The organism is Rhizobium sp. M10 (assembly GCF_002531955.1).
GTDB classification, from domain to species: Bacteria; Pseudomonadota; Alphaproteobacteria; order Rhizobiales; family Rhizobiaceae; genus Rhizobium; species Rhizobium etli_C.
In genome coordinates this window covers 157,886-176,302 of sequence record NZ_NWTA01000006.1, presented here as the reverse complement: position 1 = coordinate 176,302, position 18,417 = coordinate 157,886, and the positions used below count along the sequence as shown (strand labels likewise).

The window sequence follows — 18,417 nt, the reverse complement described above, 5'->3', positions numbered from 1 at the left end:
GGCGGCTAAGCCGCTTTTTCTTGCGGGCGGAAGTTCAAGGCATCGTGCCGCAGGCGCTCTGATAATCGGCAAGCACACGGTCGACCGCGGCAATCAATATAGTCTCGGGATCGCCGGCTTCGGCTGGCGAGACCTGCGGCAGGAACTGGTGCAGCAGTGTCTCCGGGATCGTCTTTCCCCGCAGGGCAGCGAGCAGCGTCTCGAACGCCCGATCGGCCTCCGGCCTGTTCCAGTAATAACGGATGCGGTCGCTATAGCTGTAATGCCGCTGCAGCCGTAAAGCCGTCTCGTCACCGTGATAATGGGCCTGCCAGTCGCCGGGCGCAGACAGCATCACGGCCTCCATCGCCGCCGCCAGCGGCCTGTCGCCGTAACCGGAAACCATCTCGGTCGCGATCATATCCAATGCATAGGCGGCTTCCCGGAGCGCAAAGGTCAGGCCGGGGCCGACCTTCAGGATTGGAAAGCCATCCTCCACCAGTCGTGTGAGGGCAGCCCGGGTCTGATAGTCCGTGGAATGGGCCTCGAAGACGAATTGCGGCTCCTCGTTGAGAAGCGCGGTCAATTCGACCGCAAGCTCGGGCCTGTAGCCGATGACATTTTCGCTGCCGAACTCGACGCCCGGCTGGACGACGAAGGCGATGACGCGCGAAAAGGCGTCCTCCAATCCCGCCCGCGAAAAGATCTCGCGATGAATGGCGATCGTCGTTCGGGCCGCTTGCCGAGCGGTCGGCCGGAGTTCTTCGAGCGCATGGTCGGCGCCGCCCGGCACCGGAACCTCGGTGCCGAGAATATAGAGCGGCAGCGGTGCGCCGGTCGCCTTCGCTGCCCTTTCGCTGACCTGCGCAAGTCTTGCGGCCCGCTCGGCAATCGTTCGGTCGTCAAGTGCGGCCGGCTCGCCGGCGCAGCCCATCGAGGCATCGAGATGGATCTTGCCGAACCCGGCTCTGACATAGGCCTCGACCATCGCCTCGGCTTTCTCAAGCGCCGCCTCCGGCATTTCCCGTCGCCACGGATTGGGACCGAGATGATCGCCGCCGAAGATGATCTGCGAACGATCGAGCCCTTCCTCGGCCGCCATGCGCCCGACGAAGCGGATGAAGTCCTCGGGCGTCATGCCGGTGTAGCCGCCGAGATGATTGACCTGGTTGCAGGTCGCCTCGATCAGCACCGGTTCGCCCTCGCGCACCGCCCGCCGGATCGTGGCCCTCAGAACCAGGGGATGGGCGGAACAGACCGAAGTGATGCCGAAGGCTGTACCTTCACGCCGCGCAGCGGCAAGACGGGTCAATATCCGGTGCATCATCTATCTCCTCGGTGTTTCGGCAATGAAGGCGGTCAGTTCGGCAAGGGTGGAGACGCCCTCCATCGGGCCGCGCCTTGTCACATTGCGGGCACCGGCCGCATTGGCGTGGAGGAGGGCCGCCTCCGGCGTCATGCCCTTGCGGCGGCAGGTGAGATAGGCAGCGCCGAAACAGTCGCCGGCGCCGGTGGGATCGACCTCGTCAACCGCGAAGGCAGCGCAATCGATGCGCGGAAGGCCGTGACCGAAGAAAGAGGCACCCTGTTCGCCGCGCTTCAGGACGATTTCGCCGATGCCGCTCTCCAGCAGTTTCGCGATGGCCGTGGCTTCGTCGGTCAGTCCGGCGGTGGCGAAAAGTTCTTCGCCGGAGGGCAGCAGCAGGTCGGCCACCCCGACCACCTGATCGAAACATTCCAACACGCCGCTGTCCGTCAGCAGCTCCTTACGAAGATTGGGGTCCAGGGAGACCGATCCGCCGCGAGCGCGCACAATCTCGATGGCGGAAAGGATCACGTCGCGAGCGCCCGGAATGGAAAGCGCCGTTCCCATGACATGCAGATGCCCGGCGCGGCGGACCAGATCCTCGGCGGCAGGCGTCGGGCGGATCCGGCCGGCAGCGGATCTGGCAATGTTGAAGACGAAGTCGCGCGCGCCATCCGGCCGGTAGCGAACGAAAGCGCTGCCCGTTGGCCAGTCCTTGCTGACGGCGATGGCGGAGACGTCGACGCCATCCGCACGCAGGCGATCGACGTTCAACCGGCCGAAATCATCGTCACCGACGCTGGCGACGATGCCGGCTCCGCCGCCCATGCGGGCGACCTGGTCGACGAAGATCGCCGGCGCGCCGCTCGGATAGGGCCCGATCAAGGACTGCGGCTCGAGAAAGCCGGCGCCGACCGTTGTCGCCATGATCTCCACCAAAATTTCGCCGACGGTGATCGTCGGGCCGAGCGCTTCCGGCGCGAGCGCCCTGTGAGGTAACGGCATCTGCAATCTCCTTCATGCGGGGAGGCGGCGTCGCGCGCGGCCGCTTCCGTAAAATGCGCCTTGATCCGCCCGTACCTCGCCAGCCGCAGTCCGTCAAGAAGTAATTTTACGCGCGATAATTTTTGTTGCGATGCAGGAATGAGACGTATCCCGGCGCCGCACTGCCAAACTCTATTTTCAGGCATCAAACGGGGCCTTTTGGAGCAGTATGCCGGAATACGTGCAAACTCATCGTCTAAAATCTGCTTGACAATATCTGTACGAATGACAGATAAAAAGTTTACGCATGTAATTTTATGCGCGAACATCCGTAAAGGAGGAGCGGAGACCATGAACAAGATCATTTGCATTCTATCTGCATCCGTCGCCTGCCTGGCGCTAACCGCCGGACTGGCGGGCGCCGAGGAGCTGACGATCGCCACCGTCAACAATGGCGACATGATCATCATGCAGAAGCTGTCGCCGGAGTGGGAGAAGGAGACCGGCAACAAGCTGAACTGGGTGGTGCTGGAAGAAAACGTCCTGCGCCAGAAGGTCACGACCGACATCGCAACCAAGAGCGGCCAGTACGACATTCTCACGATCGGCGGCTATGAGGCGCCGATCTGGGGCAAGCAGGGCTGGCTCGAGCCGCTCGACGACCTCGGCGACGACTACGACTACGGCGATCTGCTGGCCCCGATCAAGACCGGCCTGACGGTCGACGGCACGCTCTATGCAGTACCCTTTTACACCGAGAGTTCGTTCACCCTTTACCGCAAGGATCTGTTCGAAGCGGCCGGCCTGAAGATGCCGGAGCAGCCGACCTACGACCAGATCAAGGAATTCGCCGCAAAGCTCACCGACAAGTCGAAGGAGCAATACGGTCTCTGCCTGCGCGGCAAGCCCGGCTGGGGCGAGAACATGGCCTTCCTCGGCACCATGATCAACACCTATGGCGGCCGCTGGTTCGATATGGACTGGAAGCCGCAGGTCAACTCCGAACCCTGGAAGAAGGCCGTCACCGACTATGTCGACCTGATGAACAAGTACGGTCCGCCCGGCGTCACCTCCAACGGCTTCAACGAAAACCAGGCTTTGTTCTCGACGGGCCATTGCGCCATGTGGATCGACGCCACCTCGGCGGCCGGCCGCGTCTACGACCCGAAGCAGAGCCAGGTCGCAGACAAGATCGCCTTCACGCGCGCACCTGTTAACGTCACGCCGAACGGTTCGAGCTGGTCATGGTCGTGGAATCTGGCGATTCCAGCGTCTTCTACGAAGGCCGAAGCCGCCAAATCCTTCATCAAGTGGGCGACGTCCAAGCAGTATGTCAAGCTTGTCGGGGAGAAGGAAGGCTGGGTCGCGGTACCGCCCGGCACCCGCACGTCGACTTATGCGCTGCCTGAATACCAAAAAGCCGCACCGTTTGCCGATACGGTTCTGAAGGCGATCATGTCCGCCGATCCGGCGCACCCGACCAAGGACCCGGTTCCGTACACCGGCGTGCAGTTCGTGGCGATCCCGGAATTCCAGGGCATCGGCACGATCGTCGGCCAGCAAATCGCGGCTGCCCTGGCAGGTCAGCAAAGCGTCGATGCTGCTCTCGACAACGCCCAGAAGCAGGTCGAGCGCGACATCAAGAAGGCCGGTTACCCCAAGTGAGGTAACGGCCCCGCCCGCGGTGTCGCGACCGCGGGCTCCTCCCGGAGGGTTCCGGCAGCCGCAGCTGTCGGAACTCCGCCTTTGCTCTCTTTCCCCGTCGCTCCGTACGACCGCTACCGTCCTGGCGGCCGTTGCCCCCGCGAAGAGGTTTTCGATGACTATGATTTCGGGTGAATTCATCCGGCGGGCGCCCAGGCGTTCCAGCCGCTTGGTGCGCACCGGTCCGCTTCTTGCGCCGGCCGTCGGCCTTCTGCTCGCGTGGATGATCATTCCTCTGGCGCTGACGTTCTGGCTCTCCCTGCAGTATTACAACCTGCTGGATCCGTTGAGCGCGGGTTTCGCCGGCCTCGACAATTACTCTTATCTGATCACCGACGACGGCTTGCCGGCGGCGATCTTGCGCACACTCGTCGTCCTCTTCTCGGTGCTGGCCCTTTCGATCGGCTTCGGCATCGTCTTCGCACTGCTCTTCGATGTCGAGTTCGCAGGGCGCGGCGTGGCGCGGCTCCTGATCATCGCACCGTTCTTCGTCATGCCGACGGTGACCGCGCTCATCTGGAAGAACCTGCTGATGCATCCGGTAAATGGCCTCTTCGCTTTCCTGGCGAAGCTCATCGGTATGACGCCGGTCGACTGGTTCGTCCAAATCCCGATGACGTCGATCATCATCATCGTCGCCTGGCAGTGGATCCCTTTCGCCACGCTCATCCTGATGACCGCCATGCAGTCTCTCGACCGCGAGCAGATGGAGGCGGCCCGTCTTGACGGGGCGAAAGGCTGGTCGACCTTCGTCCATATCATCCTGCCGCATCTGCTCCGGCCGATCTCGGTCGTGGTCATGATCGAGACGATCTTCCTGCTGGCGGTCTTCGCCGAGATCCAGGTCACGACGACGGGCGGACCGGGCACGGCTACGACTACCCTGACATACTTCATCTACAACAAGGCGCTTCTCCAATGGGACGTCGGAGCGGCCTCGGCAGGCGGCGTCTTCGCGATCATCCTCGCCAATATCGTCGCCGCCTTCCTGATCCGGACGGTCGCGCGCAATCTGGAAAATTGAGGAGAGCGGCTATGGCAAAACGAAACAGCATCATTCACTCCCAGAAGCTGTGGTGCGGCATCGGAGGCTGGACGGCGTCTTTCCTGATGTTCTTCCCGATCCTCTGGATGCTGATGGCGGCATTCAAGACCGAGATCGATGCCGTGGCGACCCCGCCGAAGCTCTTCTTCTCGCCGACGCTCGAGAACTTCGCCGACGTCAACTCCCGGGCAGATTACCTTCATTACGCCCTGAACAGCGTCGTCGAGAGCATCGGCTCCACCATCCTGTGCCTGGTGATCGGCATTCCGGCGGCTTACGCGGCGGCATTCTTCCCCGGCAAGCGGACGAAGGATCTGCTCATGTGGATGCTGTCGACCAAGATGCTTCCGGCCGTCGGCGTCCTTGTCCCGATCTACCTGCTGTTTCGCGACAGTGGCCTTCTCGATACCCGCAGCGGCATCATCGTCGTCTTCACGCTCTCGAACCTGCCGATCGTCGTATGGATGCTCTACTCCTTCTTCAAGGACGTGCCGCATGAGATCCTCGAAGCCAGCCGCATGGACGGCGCGAGCACATTCGAGCAGATTTGGCATCTTCTCCTGCCGCTGACCCTTCCCGGCATTGCATCGACGGCGCTGCTTTCGACGATCCTCTGCTGGAACGAGGCGTTCTGGAGCCTGAACCTGACGGCGTCGAAAGCTGGTCCGCTCACCGCCTTCATTGCATCCTTCTCATCGCCCGAGGGACTGTTCTGGGCAAAACTGTCGGCGGCCTCCACGCTCGCCATCACCCCCATTCTCGTCTTCGGCTGGATGACGCAGCGCCAGCTCGTGCGTGGCCTGACGTTCGGCGCAGTTAAATAGGAATCGACATGGCTACTCTTAGTCTCAAGGAAGTGAAGAAGACCTTCGGCGCGGTCGACGTGATCAAGGGCGTGGACCTCGACATCCAGGATCGGGAGTTCGTCGTTTTCGTCGGGCCGTCCGGATGCGGAAAGTCGACGCTGCTGCGCATGATCGCCGGGCTCGAGGACATCAGCGGCGGCGATCTCCTTATCGACGGCGACCATTCGAACGACGTGTCTCCGGACCAGCGAGGGCTGGCGATGGTGTTCCAGACCTATGCGCTCTATCCCCATATGACGGTCAAGGACAATATGGGCTTCGCCTTGAAACTCGCCGGCGTGCCGCAGTCGCAGCGCGACACCAAGATCGACGAGGTGGCCGCTCTTCTGCAACTCGGACATCTTCTGGATCGCAAGCCGAAGCAATTGTCCGGCGGCCAGCGCCAGCGCGTGGCGATCGGCCGCGCCATGGTCCGTTCGCCGCGAATCTTCCTCTTCGACGAGCCGCTGTCCAACCTGGATGCCGCCCTCCGGGTGCAGATGCGCATCGAGCTTGCCCGCCTTCACGATCAACTGGGCGCAACGATGATCTACGTCACCCACGACCAGGTGGAGGCGATGACGCTCGCCGACAAGATCGTCGTGCTGCGCGACGGCAAGATAGAGCAGGTGGGCACGCCGATGGAACTGTACCACAATCCGGTCAATCAGTTCGTGGCCGGCTTCATCGGTTCGCCCGCCATGAATTTCATTCCAGTCGGAGCTTCGAACGCCGATTCATCCGGCCTCTCCGTCACGCTGCCGGGCGGAGCGACCGCCAAGGTTCCCATTCGCGCAACGATCGGGAGCAAAACGGACCTGACGCTGGGGATCAGGCCGGAGCATCTGAAAATATCAGGCGAGGGATCGATCGCCGGAGAGATCATGGTCGTCGAGCGTCTCGGCGGACATAGCTACATCTATGTGCAGATCGCCCCGGGCAGGCTTATCATCGTCGAAACGGATGGCGCCGACAGCCACCGCCTGCACGAAACGGTCTCGCTGTCCTTCAATCCGGCGGATGCTCAACTGTTCGATGAGCGCGGCGTCGCTCTCAGGAGAGCAGCCGGCGAGGCGACCAACAGGCCCATTTCGGCGTCACACTAGGCGCCTCAATTTTAACGGAGAAGCATCATGAAGCTCAAAGACAAAGTGGCACTCATCACCGGCGGTGCCCGCGGGATCGGGCTGGGATTTGCCGAAGCCTTTGCCAGGGAAGGCGCGAAGGTGGTCATCGCCGACATCAATATAGAGCGAGCGATGGAGACCGCCGAGGCGCTCGGCCCCAGCGTTTCGGCGATGAAGCTCGACGTCACCGATCTCGCGGCCATCGACGCCGTCGTCAATGAGATCGATCGAACCTTCGGCGGCATCGACATTCTCGTCAACAATGCCGCGATCTTCGACATGGCGCCGGTCAACGAGATCACCGAGGCGAGCTACGACAAGGTCTTCTCGATCAATCTGAAGGGCCCGCTTTTCATGATGAAGGCCGTTTCGAACGTGATGATCGAGCGGGGCAGGGGCGGCAAGATCATTAACATGGCCAGCCAGGCCGGACGGCGCGGCGAGGCGCTGGTCTTGCTCTATTGCGCTTCGAAGGCAGCAATCATCTCGGCGACGCAGTCGGCAGCGCTGGCCCTCGTCAAATACGGCATCAACGTCAATGCCATCGCACCCGGCGTCGTCGATGGCGAGCACTGGGACATCGTCGATGCGCATTTTGCCAAATGGGAAGGGCTGAAGCCGGGTGAGAAGAAGGCCGCGGTCGCCAAATCCGTTCCGATCGGCCGCTTCGCCACACCCGATGACATCAAGGGCCTGGCCGTCTTCCTCGCCTCGTCAGACAGCGACTATATCCTCGCCCAGACCTACAATGTCGATGGCGGCAACTGGATGAGCTGATCGCCCTTCCGCAGTCACAAAGCCTGGAGCCAGAGAGATGGAAGCCATCTGCTATACCGAAAAGGGCGTCGCGGTGACCATGGCCCTGCCGTTGCCGGAGCTGAGGCCCGGCCATGCGTTGGTGCGCGTGCGCGCTGCCGGCCTTTGTCACACCGATATCGACGTCCTCCACGGCCGTTATGGCGAGGGCCGCTTTCCGCTGGTCGCCTGCCATGAATATGCCGGCGTGGTCGAAGCCGTCGCCGCCGATGTCGCCGGCCTTGCCGTCGGCGCCCGGGTTGTCGTCGATCCCAATCTTCCCTGCGGGCAGTGCCGGGCCTGCCGCAAGGGACTGACCAATCTCTGCCGCGACCTGAAAGCCTATGGCGTGACGGAGAATGGCGGCTTTGCCGAATACAGCCTGGTCAGAACCGACCACCTGCATCAGATCGGCGACCTCGGCTTCAACCTCGCGGCACTTGCCGAGCCGCTCGCCTGCGTCTTGAACGGCCTTAGCAGCGCCGGCCTGCGGGCCGGCCCGGCGGGCACGGAAACGGCGCTGGTCTTCGGCGCCGGGCCGATCGGACTGCTGCTCGCGCTTTCCCTCAAGGCCGAGGGCGTTTCGTTGGTGACGGTTGCCGACATCAACGAGGAGCGGCTGGCCTTTGCCGAGCGGCTGGGATTGGAGACGGCGGTCTCGGGATCCCAGGCGCTCGCCGGTCGTCGCCATGACTTCGATTTCGTCGCCGATGCGACCGGCATCGCCCGCATCGTCGAAGGCATGATCGACTTCGTCGCCGATGGCGGCACGGTTCTGGTCTTCGGCGTCTGCGCCCCCGATCAGCGCATTTCCATCGCACCCTTCGAGATTTTCCGGCGCCAGATCCGATTTGCCGGCTCCCATTCGCTGAACCGCAACATTCCCGAAGCCCTTGCCATCCTGAAAAGGGATACCGGCGCCATGGCGCAACTGGTCTCCCACCGGCTGCCGCTCGACGACGTCCTTCCGTTTATCACGAAGAGGTCGTCCGATCCGGCAACAATGAAGGTGCAATTCTCCGTCGACTAAATTCGGATAGTCAACGGGCCGCTTTTCGTCCGGCGATGAGTCATCTAGAAACCGTCGGAGACACCGCGTCAGGAGATCAGATGGTGGGAAAGACGATCAAAACCATGGAGGACTTTTCGGAGTTCGTCGGCCTGTCGCGTCCCACCGTATCGAAATATTTCAGCGATCCGATGTCAGTGCGCCAGAAGACGCGGGAGACGATCGAGCAGGCCCTGAAGAAATCAGGCTTCCGGCCGAACATATTCGCCGTCAATCTCAACCGGCGGCGCAGCAACATTCTCGGCGTCATCATTCCCAATTCCACCGATCCCTTCTACATGGCGCTCACCCGCCGCATCGAGATGATCGCCAACGAGACGGGGTTTCTCGCCTTCGTCCTGTCGTCGGACGGCAAGGCGGAGATGGAGGACCGGGCGATCAAGACGCTGAAATCGATGAACGTCGCCGGCGCTATCATCGCGCCGCTGGGCGTCGAATCCCACCATGCCACGCTCGACGAACTCGGCCGCAGCGTACCCCTCATCTACGTCGACTCGCCGCTCGACGAGACATCCTCCTTCGTCGGCACCAACAACCGCCAGAGTTTCAGCCTGATCGTCGACTATCTCTGCCGCTCCGGCGAGCCGCCCTGCTATTTCGGCATGCCACATGTCAACACCAACGCCTTGACGCGCCAGACGGCCTATCTGGAGGCTATGGAGCAGTTTCGGAAGGAGCCTAGCATTGTTGAGCTTTCCGACAGTAAGAGCTGGGACTTCGAACGCTTCGGCTTCGAGGAGGCGACCCGTATCCTGACGTCGGGCCAGGGTTTTCCGACGCGCACCGTGCTTTGCGCCAACGACCGCGTCGCCTTCGGCGTCATCGCCGCTGCATTCCAGCTGGGCCTCAAGGTCGGCCATGGCGCCGGATATGACCTGCGCGTCGCGGGACATGACGATCATCCTCTGTCCCGATACGCCTGCCCGCCGATCACGACGGTGGCGCAGAATTACAGCGAGATCGGCCGGCTGGCGATCGAGCTGCTGCTCGACAGGCTCGGCGAGGGCGAGGGTCCCGCCAGGGCGCCGGCGGCCCGCATACTCCTCAATGCCGAACTCATGCTGCGAAGCTCGGCCTGATATGACGCCTCAGTCGCGGGGCAGGCCCGCCGGCCTCAGATGCTTCCTCAGTGCCGCGATCCTGAAGATGGCGTTGGCGGCGCCGTACCCGCGATAACCGCGCCGCTCGACGATCTCGAAGAACAGGCCCTCGCCATAGGTCGGGCTGTACAGCTGGAAATATTCGCCGGCATCGTCGCGGTCATAAAGGATGTTGTTGACCTTGAGGCGCTCGGCGAATTCGGCCTCGAGGCCGAAGCGGGCTTCGAGATCGTCGTAATAATTCGGCGAAATCGCCAGCGAGACGAAGCCGTTGGCGGCAAGGGCAGCGGCAGTCGCGAAGATGTCGTCGGTCCGGAAGGCGAGATGCTGGATGCCGGAGCCGAAGGTCTCGGTGATGAAGCGGCCGGCGAGCGTATTGCGGTTTTCCGCGCCGTTCATGGTGATGCGCAGCGATCCTTCTTTATTCTCGACCACCTGGCTGCGGACGATGCCGGAGGGATCGACGATATCGACCATCGGCGTCTTCTCGGCCTCGACGAGCGCGGTGTAGAACAGCAGCCAGGTCAGCAATTCCTCGTATTTCATCGTCTGCGCCATGTGATCGATCGACTGCAGTCCGGCCGGCTGCGGCGGCGTATCGTCCTCGATCGCATCGAATTCGATCTCCCAGATCCGGCCAAGCTCGGTCTTGCGATCGAGGAAATAGAGAACACCGCCGCCGACGCCGCGCACCGCCGGCATCTCGATCTCGCCGGCATCGAGCGATTGCTCGAACCGTTCGGCACCGAGCGTGACGGCGCGCTGCAACGCCGCCCTGGCATCGTCGACCATCAAGCCGGCGGCATAGGCCGAAGTGCCGTGCACGGCATAGGAGGCGCTGGCAAAGCCCTTCTGTTCGGTATTGACGACGAGATTGATGGCGCCCTGGCGAAACACCGTGACGCGCTTGCTCTTGTGCCTGGCCGCTTTGCGGAAACCAAGGCTTGCAAACAGCGCTTCGAGCGCAAGCGCCTCGTCTTCATCCGCGGTGAACTCGATGAAAGCGATGCCCTCGACCTTGGCGCGCGGCGGCATGACCGGCACCGGCAGCGCACTCTCCGGCTGCTGCCGCTTGACCTGATCGCCGAGATAGATCAGCGAGCGGCGGCCATCGACGGCGATTGACTTGGCAGATCCGCCACGGAACTGATCGTTGAAGATCTCCAGCGACAGATAGCCGTCATAACCCGTGGCAGCGACGGCCTTCATGAAGTCGAGCACCGGCAGGTCGCCTTCCCCGGGCATATTGCGGAAGTGCCGACTCCAGTAGAGCAGATCCATGTCGATCAGCGGCGCATCGGCGAGCTGGATGATGAAGATCTTCTCCTTCGGGATTGACCGGATGGAGTTGACGTCGATCTTGCGCGACAGCGTATGAAAGCTGTCGAGGATCAAGCCGATATTCGGATGATCGGCCCGCCGGACGATCTCCCAGGCGTCGCGGTGATCGTGGATGTGGCGGCCCCAGGCAAGCGCCTCATAGCCGACACGCAGACCGCGCCTGGCGGCGCGCTCGCCGAGTTCATGAAAATCGGCCGCCGCCCGGTCGAGGCCGCCAAGCGCAGCCGGCGAAACGTTCGAGCAGACCAACACGAGGTCGGTGCCCATCTCCTGCATGAGGTCGAACTTGCGTTCGGCCCGGTCGAAGGTGCGGCTGCGCAGCGGCTCCGGCATGCCTTCGAAATCGCGAAACGGCTGGAACAGGGTGATCTCCATGCCGAGATCGCGCACCATGCGACCGACCTCCTTCGGGCTCTCGTCGAAGATCAGGAAATCATTCTCGAAAATCTCCACCCCGTCGAAGCCGGCTTTGGCGATCGCCTCCAGCTTGTCGCTGAGGTCGCCGCTCAGCGAAACGGTCGCTATCGATGTCTTCATCGCAGGGTCCCTTCCGATACACGTTAAGTCGTCATCGTCTTGAAATGCGCGAGCATGCGGCCGGCATCCGGCTCCCTGCCGGTGATCAGGCGAAATGCGCCGACGGCTTGGAAGACCGCCATGCCGCCGCCGTCGAGCGTTCTGCAGCCGCGCTGCCTCGCCTGCCGCAGAAGCTCGGTTTCCAAGGGGAAATAGACGATCTCAGCAACCCAATGCCGTGGTTCGAGGAGTTCGGGCGGAAGCGGCATGCCGGGATATTTGGCCATGCCCGTCGGTGTCGCATGGATCAGGCCCGATGCGTCTTTCATTGCTGTTTCCAGGTCACTTCCCGCAGCGATCGACGCGCCGGGAAAGAGCGCGGACATCGTTTCGGCCAGATCGATGGCGCGCTCGTGCTCGCGGTCGAAGACGGTCAGCCGCTTGAGGCCGAGCGTCAGGATCGCATAGGCGGTCGCCACGCCCGCCCCGCCGGCGCCGAGCTGCACGGCGGAGGAAAGGTCTGCTTGCGGCAGCCCGCGCCGAAAGCTTTCGGCAAAGCCCCACCAGTCGGTGTTGTGGCCAAAGCGCCGGCCGTCCTTCAGGACGACGGTGTTGACGGCGCCGAGCGCCCGGGCTTCGGGCGACAAGTCGTCGAGCAGGGGAATGACGAGCTGCTTGCAGGGATGAGTGATATTGAGACCGGCAAGTCCGCGCGCTTCGGCATCGCCGATCAGACGCGGAAGATCGGCCGGCGACGCATTCAGTTTGAGGAGGTCGATCAGCTCGTAGTCGTAATCCAGCCCCTGTGCCGCGCCTTCCTTCATATGCATGGCAGGCGTCAGCGAGGCCTGGATGCCGGAGCCGATCAGCCCGGCCTTCAATGGTTTCAGGAGTGTCTCGGCCATGCGCCAGTTCCTGTCTTGCTCGTGATGGGAAAGGCCCGCGGGGTCGCCCGCGGGCCTGATCTGCTTACTTGCCGCGAACCGTGTCGAGCTCCTTGAAGAGCTGTGTCACGGTCTCGGCGCCGATCTGAGCCGCGAACTTGTCGACCAGCGGCTTGACGGCGTCACGCAGCTTCTGCGTCTCTTCGGGGCTGAGCTCGGCGACTTCCATGCCGGTCTTCTTGATTTCCTCGATCGCCTTGGCGTCCAGCTCCCTGGAAACCTTGCGCTGATGGTCGCGGGCTTCCGTCGCGGCCGCCTCGAAGATTGCCTTTTCCTCGTCGTTCAGACCGTCCCAGAACTTCTTGCTGATGAGCACGATCTGCGGATTGTACTGGTGACGGGTGATCGTCATGTACTTCTGCACTTCGAAGAACTTGGCGTTGATGATGTTGGCGGCCGGGTTCTCCTGGCCGTCGACAGTGCCGGTTTCGAGCGCGGTGTAGAGCTCGGTATAGGGCAGCGGCACCGCATTGGCGCCGAGACTGTTGAAGAGTTCGATCGGGATCGGCGACTGGATGGTGCGGATCTTCAGACCCTTGATGTCCTCGAGCTTGGTGACCGCATGACGGTTGTTGGTCAGGTTGCGGAAACCGAGCTCCCAATAGGCGAGGCCGACGAGGCCGGTGTCGGGCAGGAGTTTCATCAGGCTGGTGCCGAAGGCGCCGTCCATCACCTTGTCGGCCTCTTCGCCGCTATTGAACAGGAAGGGCAGGTCGACGGCGCCGAACTGCTTGACATTGCTTGCGAGAATGCCGGCGTTGAGCACCGTCATCTCGATGACGCCGCCCTGCAGGGCCGACACCGTCTGAACGTCGCCGCCGAGGACGCCGCCCGGAAACAGCTTGACCTCGATCTTGCCGCCGCTCTTTTCCTTCACCAGCTCGGCGAATTTCTCCATGCCCATGACCTGGGGATGGCCCTTATTGTTGGCGGCAGCGAATTTGAGGCTGTGTTCGCGGATTTCAGCCATAACAGGGCTGCTTGCCAGCAAGGCGAACGGCAGAGCCAGTCCCAGCGCCAGTTTCGTCAATCTATTCAGCATGTTTTCCTCCCAGGATAGAGCCGGCATCTCCCTCCGGCTGCGTTGAAATTCCATCGCCGACACGGCGACATCAGTGTCCGAACCAGGCGACCGGAGCGGTCACCAGCGCAGGGAATAGGACGAGCAGAAGCAGAACGATCAGCTCGGCGATCATGAAGGGGATGACACCCTTCATCAGATCCTCCATCGACAGCTTCGAAACGCCGCAAATGACGTTGAGCACCGTGCCGACCGGCGGCGTTATCAGCCCGATCGAATTGTTGATGATGAACAGCACGCCGAAATAGACCGGGTCGATCCCCGCCTGCTTGATGATCGGCATCAGCACCGGCGTCATCACCAGAATCGTCGGCGTCATGTCCATGGCGGTGCCGACGACGACGATGAGCACCATGATGGCAAGCAGCAGCAGCGTCTGATTGTCCATCAGCGGCTCGACGAGGCTGGCAAGTTCGCCGGGCACATCGGCAACGGTGATCAGCCAGGCCGAGACGGCGGCGCAGGCAACCAGGAACATCACCACCGAGGTGATCTTCGCGGCCGCGACGAAGACCTCGAACAGCCGCGACGGCGGCAGTTCGCGATAGACGACCATCGACACGAACAGCGAATAGACCGCCGCGACGACACCGGCTTCGGTCGGCGTGAACACGCCGAATTTCAGACCGACGATGATGATGACGGGCAGCATCAGCGCCCAGATGCTTTCGACGAAGGCCTTCATCCGCACGGCGCTGCTCTGTTTCGGCGGCAGGGCGAACTGTTCCTTGCGGGCGACGATCAGCCAGGTGACGCAGAGGGCAGCCGCGATCAGCAGGCCGGGAACAATGCCGGCCAGGAACAGCTTGGTAATCGAAACTCCGCCGATGACGCCGTAAAGGATGAAGCCGATCGAGGGCGGGATGATCGGACCGATGATCGAGGCCGAGGCGAGCAGGCCGCCGGCGCGAGCCGGATCATGTCCCGATTTCAGCATCATCGGGAAGAGCAGGGCGCCAAGGGCGGCGGCATCGGCGACAGCCGATCCCGAAAGGCTGGATAATACGCAGGCCGCGAAGATCGCGACGAAGCCGAGGCCGCCTCTGATATGGCCGACCATGGCCATGGCGAGATTGACGATACGGCGCGAAAGGCCGCCGGTGTTCATCACCTCGCCGGCGAGAAGGAAGAAGGGCACGGCCATCAGCGGGAAGCTGTCGGCGCCGTTCAGCACATTCTGCGCGACGATCTGCGCGTCGAACATGCCGAGATACATCATCAGCGCCACGCCTGTTATGATGAGGGCAAAGGCAATCGGCACGCCGAGCGCCATGGGGCCGAGAAGTGCGCCGAGGAAAATGGTGACGGTCATGACGGCCTCCTCAGTGCTTCGGTTTCAGCACGGGAAAAGCCGTGTGGGCGGGATCTTCGAGCGCAGCCTCTTCCTCGCTGTCGCGCACGAGCGCTTCCGTCGTCACATCGATGCGGTCGGTGACGATCGCGAAGGCGTCCCACAGAAGGATGAAAAAGGCCGGCACACCGAAGGCAAGTCCGGCGCCGTAGAAGACACCCATCGAAATACCGGTTGCCGGAGCCGACACATGAAGATTGATCAGCGTCTGCGTCCAGCTGCCGCTGATCATCAGCCAGGTGGCGGCGAGCATCATGCCATAACCGAGAAGCACGGCGAGTTTGGCGACGGGCTTCGGGAGGCGGGTGATCAGGGAATCGACGCCGAGATGCGCGTGCTCGCGCATCGCGACGACGGCGCCGAGGAAGGTCAGCCATACGAAAAAGATGCGCGAGAGTTCTTCCGAAGAGGTGATGCCCTGGTTGAAGGCGTAACGGAGCACGACATTGCCGAAAACCAGCACGACCATAGCTGCCAGCAAGAGCGCGATCGTCACCTTCAGCGCGAAGAAATAGAAATCGATGATACGGATCATTCGCTCCTCCCAAGCGTGGCCTTGCCCTGTCGGCCGACCGTCGTCAGACCCGCCAGAGCGCGTCGTGACCGAAATATTGCCGTCGCGATCAATTCCTCCACTGTTCGCCCTTCCAAAATGTACTAACTAGTTCGTATGTCAAGCGGCATCTATTGAAACATGTCACCAACGTGAATAAGACTGACGGGCATCGAAAACAGAAACGCATGCTTCCACTGAAGCCGAAGACCGAAATTCAAAATATAAAACAATAGATTAGAAAGCGCGGTAACGAGGTCCATGGCGGAACGGGGCGAAAACGGCCGGAAGAACGATCCACAGCAGACGAAGGAGGATATTCTCCTCGTTGCGACCGAAGAATTCTCGACCCATGGGCTCGCCGGCGCCCGCGTTGACTCGATTGCCGAGAAGACGCGTACCTCGAAACGGATGATCTATTATTATTTCGGCAGCAAGGAGGGGCTCTACCTTGCCGTCCTGGAACAGTCCTACCGCAAGATCCGCTCGCTGGAATCCGATCTGCATCTGTCCGATCTCGAACCGGAAGAGGCGCTACGGACGCTGATCTCGACGACCTTCGACCACGACGAGGCCAATCCCGATTTCGTCCGCCTGGTCAGCATCGAGAACATCCATCACGCCGCACATATGCTTCGTTCGGAGGCGATCCGCGATCTCAACGTTTCGGTCATTAAAACCATCGCCGGCATATTGGAGCGCGGCTTCGACCAGGGCATCTTCCGGCGCAAGGCCGACCCGATCGACATCCATATGATGATCAGCGCTTTCTGCTTCTTCCGCGTTTCCAACCGTTATACGTTCGGGACGATCTTCAGGCGCAATCTCTCGGACGGCGATACCATCGAACGCCATCGCGGCATGATTGCCGACGCCGTCGTCAGCTATCTGAAAAGCTGAGGGCAGGAGGCTCCAGCTCAACTGCGCGGCGATGGCACGGGCAGGGTGATTTCGAACTCGGCGCCGGTGCCGACCGTCGGCCGAAGTTGGATGGTGCCACCATGGGAACTCAGCATGGCGCGGATAATACCGAGGCCCATCCCGGTGCCGCCCTGTTCGCGGCGGGTCGAGAAGAACGGTTGAAAGATGCGTTCGCGATTAGCCTCGGAAATCCCGCTGCCGTCGTCACGAACGAGAAAGACGGCTTTGCGGTCGTCGGCCGAGATGACGAATTCCAACAGCGTGGCGCCGTGCTGTAAGGCGTTTTCGGCGAGGTTGGCAAAGACAACGACGGCTGCTTCGTGCGGGAGCGCGATCGATGTTTCCGCATCTCCGGCAGCCGAAACTTCAAGGGCGGGAAAACGTCCGCGCAGTGACGTTATGATGCTGGCGACACAGCTTCCGCCCTCGCTCACAGGCGTTTCCGCCTGCGCCAGTTCGCGCAGCCGCTGCAATAATGCGTCGAGCCGGACGGCGTCCGCGACGATATTGTCGAGAAAATGCAAGCGCTGTGCTGTGGTCATCGATCTCTCGGCATCGTCATCGCGCAGAAGTTCCGCCGCCCCCCGGATGGCCGTCAGCGGCGATTTCAGCTCGTGGGAGACATGGGCGGCAAAGGAGCGGACATAGTCCGTGCGGTCGACCAGTTTTCCGGCAAGATCGAGGAAGCTTTGCGACAGCACCGCGATCTCCCGGGTTCCATAGCTGTCGAGCGGACGGATTGCCGCCTTGCCGCCACGGGCGATCTCTTCCGTGCGGGCGATCAGCGCGTCGATCGGCCCGGTGATGGTGCGCGTCAGCACATAGGCAATGCCGAGTGTCAGCATCGCGACAATGGCAAGCGCCCCGATTTCCGCCGGCGCCATCCGGCTCGAACTTGCCTCGACGGCACGAAACCAGACGACGATCAGGATCGGCAGAGCCATGACGGCGAGCAGCACGGCATAGACGATCAGCGCCAGCCTCGGCCGCCATTTCACCCTGACTTTCGGCGCCGGCATCAGGCCTTCCTCCCGATTTCACCGCTAAGCTTGAAGCCGATGCCGTGAACGGTCGCGATGATTCCGGAGCCGCCGACGGCGGTGAATTTGGCTCTGATGTTGCGGATATGGCTGTCGATCGTCCGGTCGGCGACGTAGGTGCCAGCGCCATAGGCCGCTTCCATCAATTGTTCGCGGCTGAAGACCATACCGGGACGCGACAGCAATGCTTCCAGGATTGCAAATTCCAGGCCCGTCATCGCGAGGGCGCTGTCACCGAACATGACCGTCCGGCCGTGGCGATCCAGGCTGATCTCGCCGGCAACAAGGGCGGCATGGCGTCTGTCGGGCGCCGCCCCGTTGCCGCTTCGCTTCAATATCGCCTTGACCCTCGCGATGAGTTCGCGCGGGCTGAAAGGCTTGGTGACATAGTCGTCGCCACCGATTTCGAGCCCCAGGATCCTGTCGATCTCCTCGTCGCGGGCGGACAGAAACAGGATCGGCAGTGCCGATGTCTGGCGGATCTGCCGGCAGACCTCCAGACCATCCATATCGGGCATGCCGATATCGAGAATGATCAGATCGATGTTGCCGCGGCGGAAGGCCGCCATCGCCTCGGTGCCGCCACGAACGGCGGTCGATGTCAGACCGCCGCGCTCAAGTGCAAAGCAGATCACATCGCGGATGTGAGGTTCGTCATCGACGACGAGAATGCGGGGCGCCATCACCGGTCCTGTGTTGGTTTGTCGTGCCTGTTG

17 protein-coding genes are annotated in these 18,417 nt (G+C 62.1%); 8 read left to right on the top strand and 9 right to left on the bottom strand.

Annotation, left to right across the window (positions count from 1 at the left end):
* Positions 1–34 precede the first annotated feature (34 nt).
* Together CO671_RS12300 and CO671_RS12295 are read right to left on the bottom strand one after the other, a co-directional pair.
* Entirely contained in the window at positions 35–1,303 is a 1,269-nt protein-coding gene (locus tag CO671_RS12300) for a D-tagatose-bisphosphate aldolase, class II, non-catalytic subunit (RefSeq protein ID WP_097606312.1), read from the bottom strand.
* Positions 1,304–1,306: 3 nt separating this feature from the next.
* Positions 1,307–2,290, bottom strand: coding sequence for a sugar kinase (locus tag CO671_RS12295; RefSeq protein WP_097606148.1), 984 nt, complete (start codon positions 2,288–2,290; stop codon positions 1,307–1,309).
* A 330-nt stretch (positions 2,291–2,620) separates the two neighbouring features.
* On the opposite strand from CO671_RS12295, the gene CO671_RS12290 reads away from it, so the two are divergent.
* From CO671_RS12290 to CO671_RS12260, 7 genes are all read left to right on the top strand, one after another.
* Positions 2,621–3,934 (top strand): sugar ABC transporter substrate-binding protein, encoded by a 1,314-nt coding sequence (locus tag CO671_RS12290; protein ID WP_170964970.1) that lies wholly within the window; start codon positions 2,621–2,623, stop codon positions 3,932–3,934.
* A gap of 154 nt (positions 3,935–4,088) precedes the next feature.
* Positions 4,089–4,997 carry a sugar ABC transporter permease gene (locus CO671_RS12285; RefSeq protein WP_097606147.1) on the top strand — a complete coding sequence of 303 codons (909 nt, stop codon included), beginning with the start codon at positions 4,089–4,091 and terminating at the stop codon, positions 4,995–4,997.
* A gap of 86 nt (positions 4,998–5,083) precedes the next feature.
* Positions 5,084–5,842 (top strand): carbohydrate ABC transporter permease, encoded by a 759-nt coding sequence (locus CO671_RS12280; protein ID WP_348627715.1) that lies wholly within the window; start codon positions 5,084–5,086, stop codon positions 5,840–5,842.
* 8 nt (positions 5,843–5,850) lie between these two features.
* Positions 5,851–6,969, top strand: a complete 1,119-nt coding sequence (gene ugpC / locus CO671_RS12275) for a sn-glycerol-3-phosphate ABC transporter ATP-binding protein UgpC (protein WP_097606145.1) — start codon at positions 5,851–5,853, stop codon at positions 6,967–6,969.
* Between the two features lie 27 nt (positions 6,970–6,996).
* Positions 6,997–7,767, top strand: a complete 771-nt coding sequence (locus CO671_RS12270) for an L-iditol 2-dehydrogenase (protein WP_097606144.1) — start codon at positions 6,997–6,999, stop codon at positions 7,765–7,767.
* A 37-nt stretch (positions 7,768–7,804) separates the two neighbouring features.
* Positions 7,805–8,815, top strand: coding sequence for a zinc-dependent alcohol dehydrogenase family protein (locus tag CO671_RS12265; protein WP_097606143.1), 1,011 nt, complete (start codon positions 7,805–7,807; stop codon positions 8,813–8,815).
* 104 nt (positions 8,816–8,919) lie between these two features.
* On the top strand, positions 8,920–9,933 hold the full coding sequence (locus CO671_RS12260) for a LacI family DNA-binding transcriptional regulator (RefSeq protein WP_097606310.1): 1,014 nt from the start codon (positions 8,920–8,922) through the stop codon (positions 9,931–9,933).
* Between the two features lie 9 nt (positions 9,934–9,942).
* On the opposite strand, the gene CO671_RS12255 is transcribed toward CO671_RS12260, so the two are convergent.
* The 5 genes from CO671_RS12255 to CO671_RS12235 form a co-directional block, all read right to left on the bottom strand.
* On the bottom strand, positions 9,943–11,832 hold the full coding sequence (locus CO671_RS12255) for a sugar phosphate isomerase/epimerase and 4-hydroxyphenylpyruvate domain-containing protein (protein ID WP_097606142.1): 1,890 nt from the start codon (positions 11,830–11,832) through the stop codon (positions 9,943–9,945).
* 23 nt (positions 11,833–11,855) lie between these two features.
* The gene (locus CO671_RS12250) at positions 11,856–12,716 is read right to left on the bottom strand and encodes a shikimate dehydrogenase (RefSeq protein ID WP_097606141.1); all 861 of its coding nucleotides are present in this window, start codon (positions 12,714–12,716) and stop codon (positions 11,856–11,858) included.
* A gap of 64 nt (positions 12,717–12,780) precedes the next feature.
* A complete protein-coding gene (locus CO671_RS12245) occupies positions 12,781–13,797 on the bottom strand; it encodes a TRAP transporter substrate-binding protein (protein WP_097606140.1) in 1,017 nt (338 codons plus the stop codon).
* Between the two features lie 70 nt (positions 13,798–13,867).
* Positions 13,868–15,148: a TRAP transporter large permease subunit gene (locus CO671_RS12240; RefSeq protein ID WP_097606139.1), complete on the bottom strand. Its 1,281-nt coding sequence runs from the start codon at positions 15,146–15,148 to the stop codon at positions 13,868–13,870.
* Between the two features lie 10 nt (positions 15,149–15,158).
* Positions 15,159–15,722 carry a TRAP transporter small permease gene (locus CO671_RS12235; protein WP_097606138.1) on the bottom strand — a complete coding sequence of 188 codons (564 nt, stop codon included), beginning with the start codon at positions 15,720–15,722 and terminating at the stop codon, positions 15,159–15,161.
* A gap of 279 nt (positions 15,723–16,001) precedes the next feature.
* Between CO671_RS12235 and CO671_RS12230 the strand changes: the two genes are divergently transcribed.
* Positions 16,002–16,640: a TetR/AcrR family transcriptional regulator gene (locus tag CO671_RS12230; RefSeq protein WP_097606137.1), complete on the top strand. Its 639-nt coding sequence runs from the start codon at positions 16,002–16,004 to the stop codon at positions 16,638–16,640.
* Positions 16,641–16,657: 17 nt separating this feature from the next.
* On the opposite strand, the gene CO671_RS12225 is transcribed toward CO671_RS12230, so the two are convergent.
* Both CO671_RS12225 and CO671_RS12220 read right to left on the bottom strand, forming a co-directional pair.
* Complete coding sequence (locus tag CO671_RS12225) at positions 16,658–17,680, bottom strand: HAMP domain-containing sensor histidine kinase (RefSeq protein ID WP_097606136.1); 1,023 nt, start codon at positions 17,678–17,680, stop codon at positions 16,658–16,660.
* Entirely contained in the window at positions 17,680–18,384 is a 705-nt protein-coding gene (locus tag CO671_RS12220) for a response regulator (protein WP_097606135.1), read from the bottom strand. Before CO671_RS12220 ends, CO671_RS12225 begins: the two co-directional genes overlap by 1 nt.
* Positions 18,385–18,417: the final 33 nt, after the last annotated feature.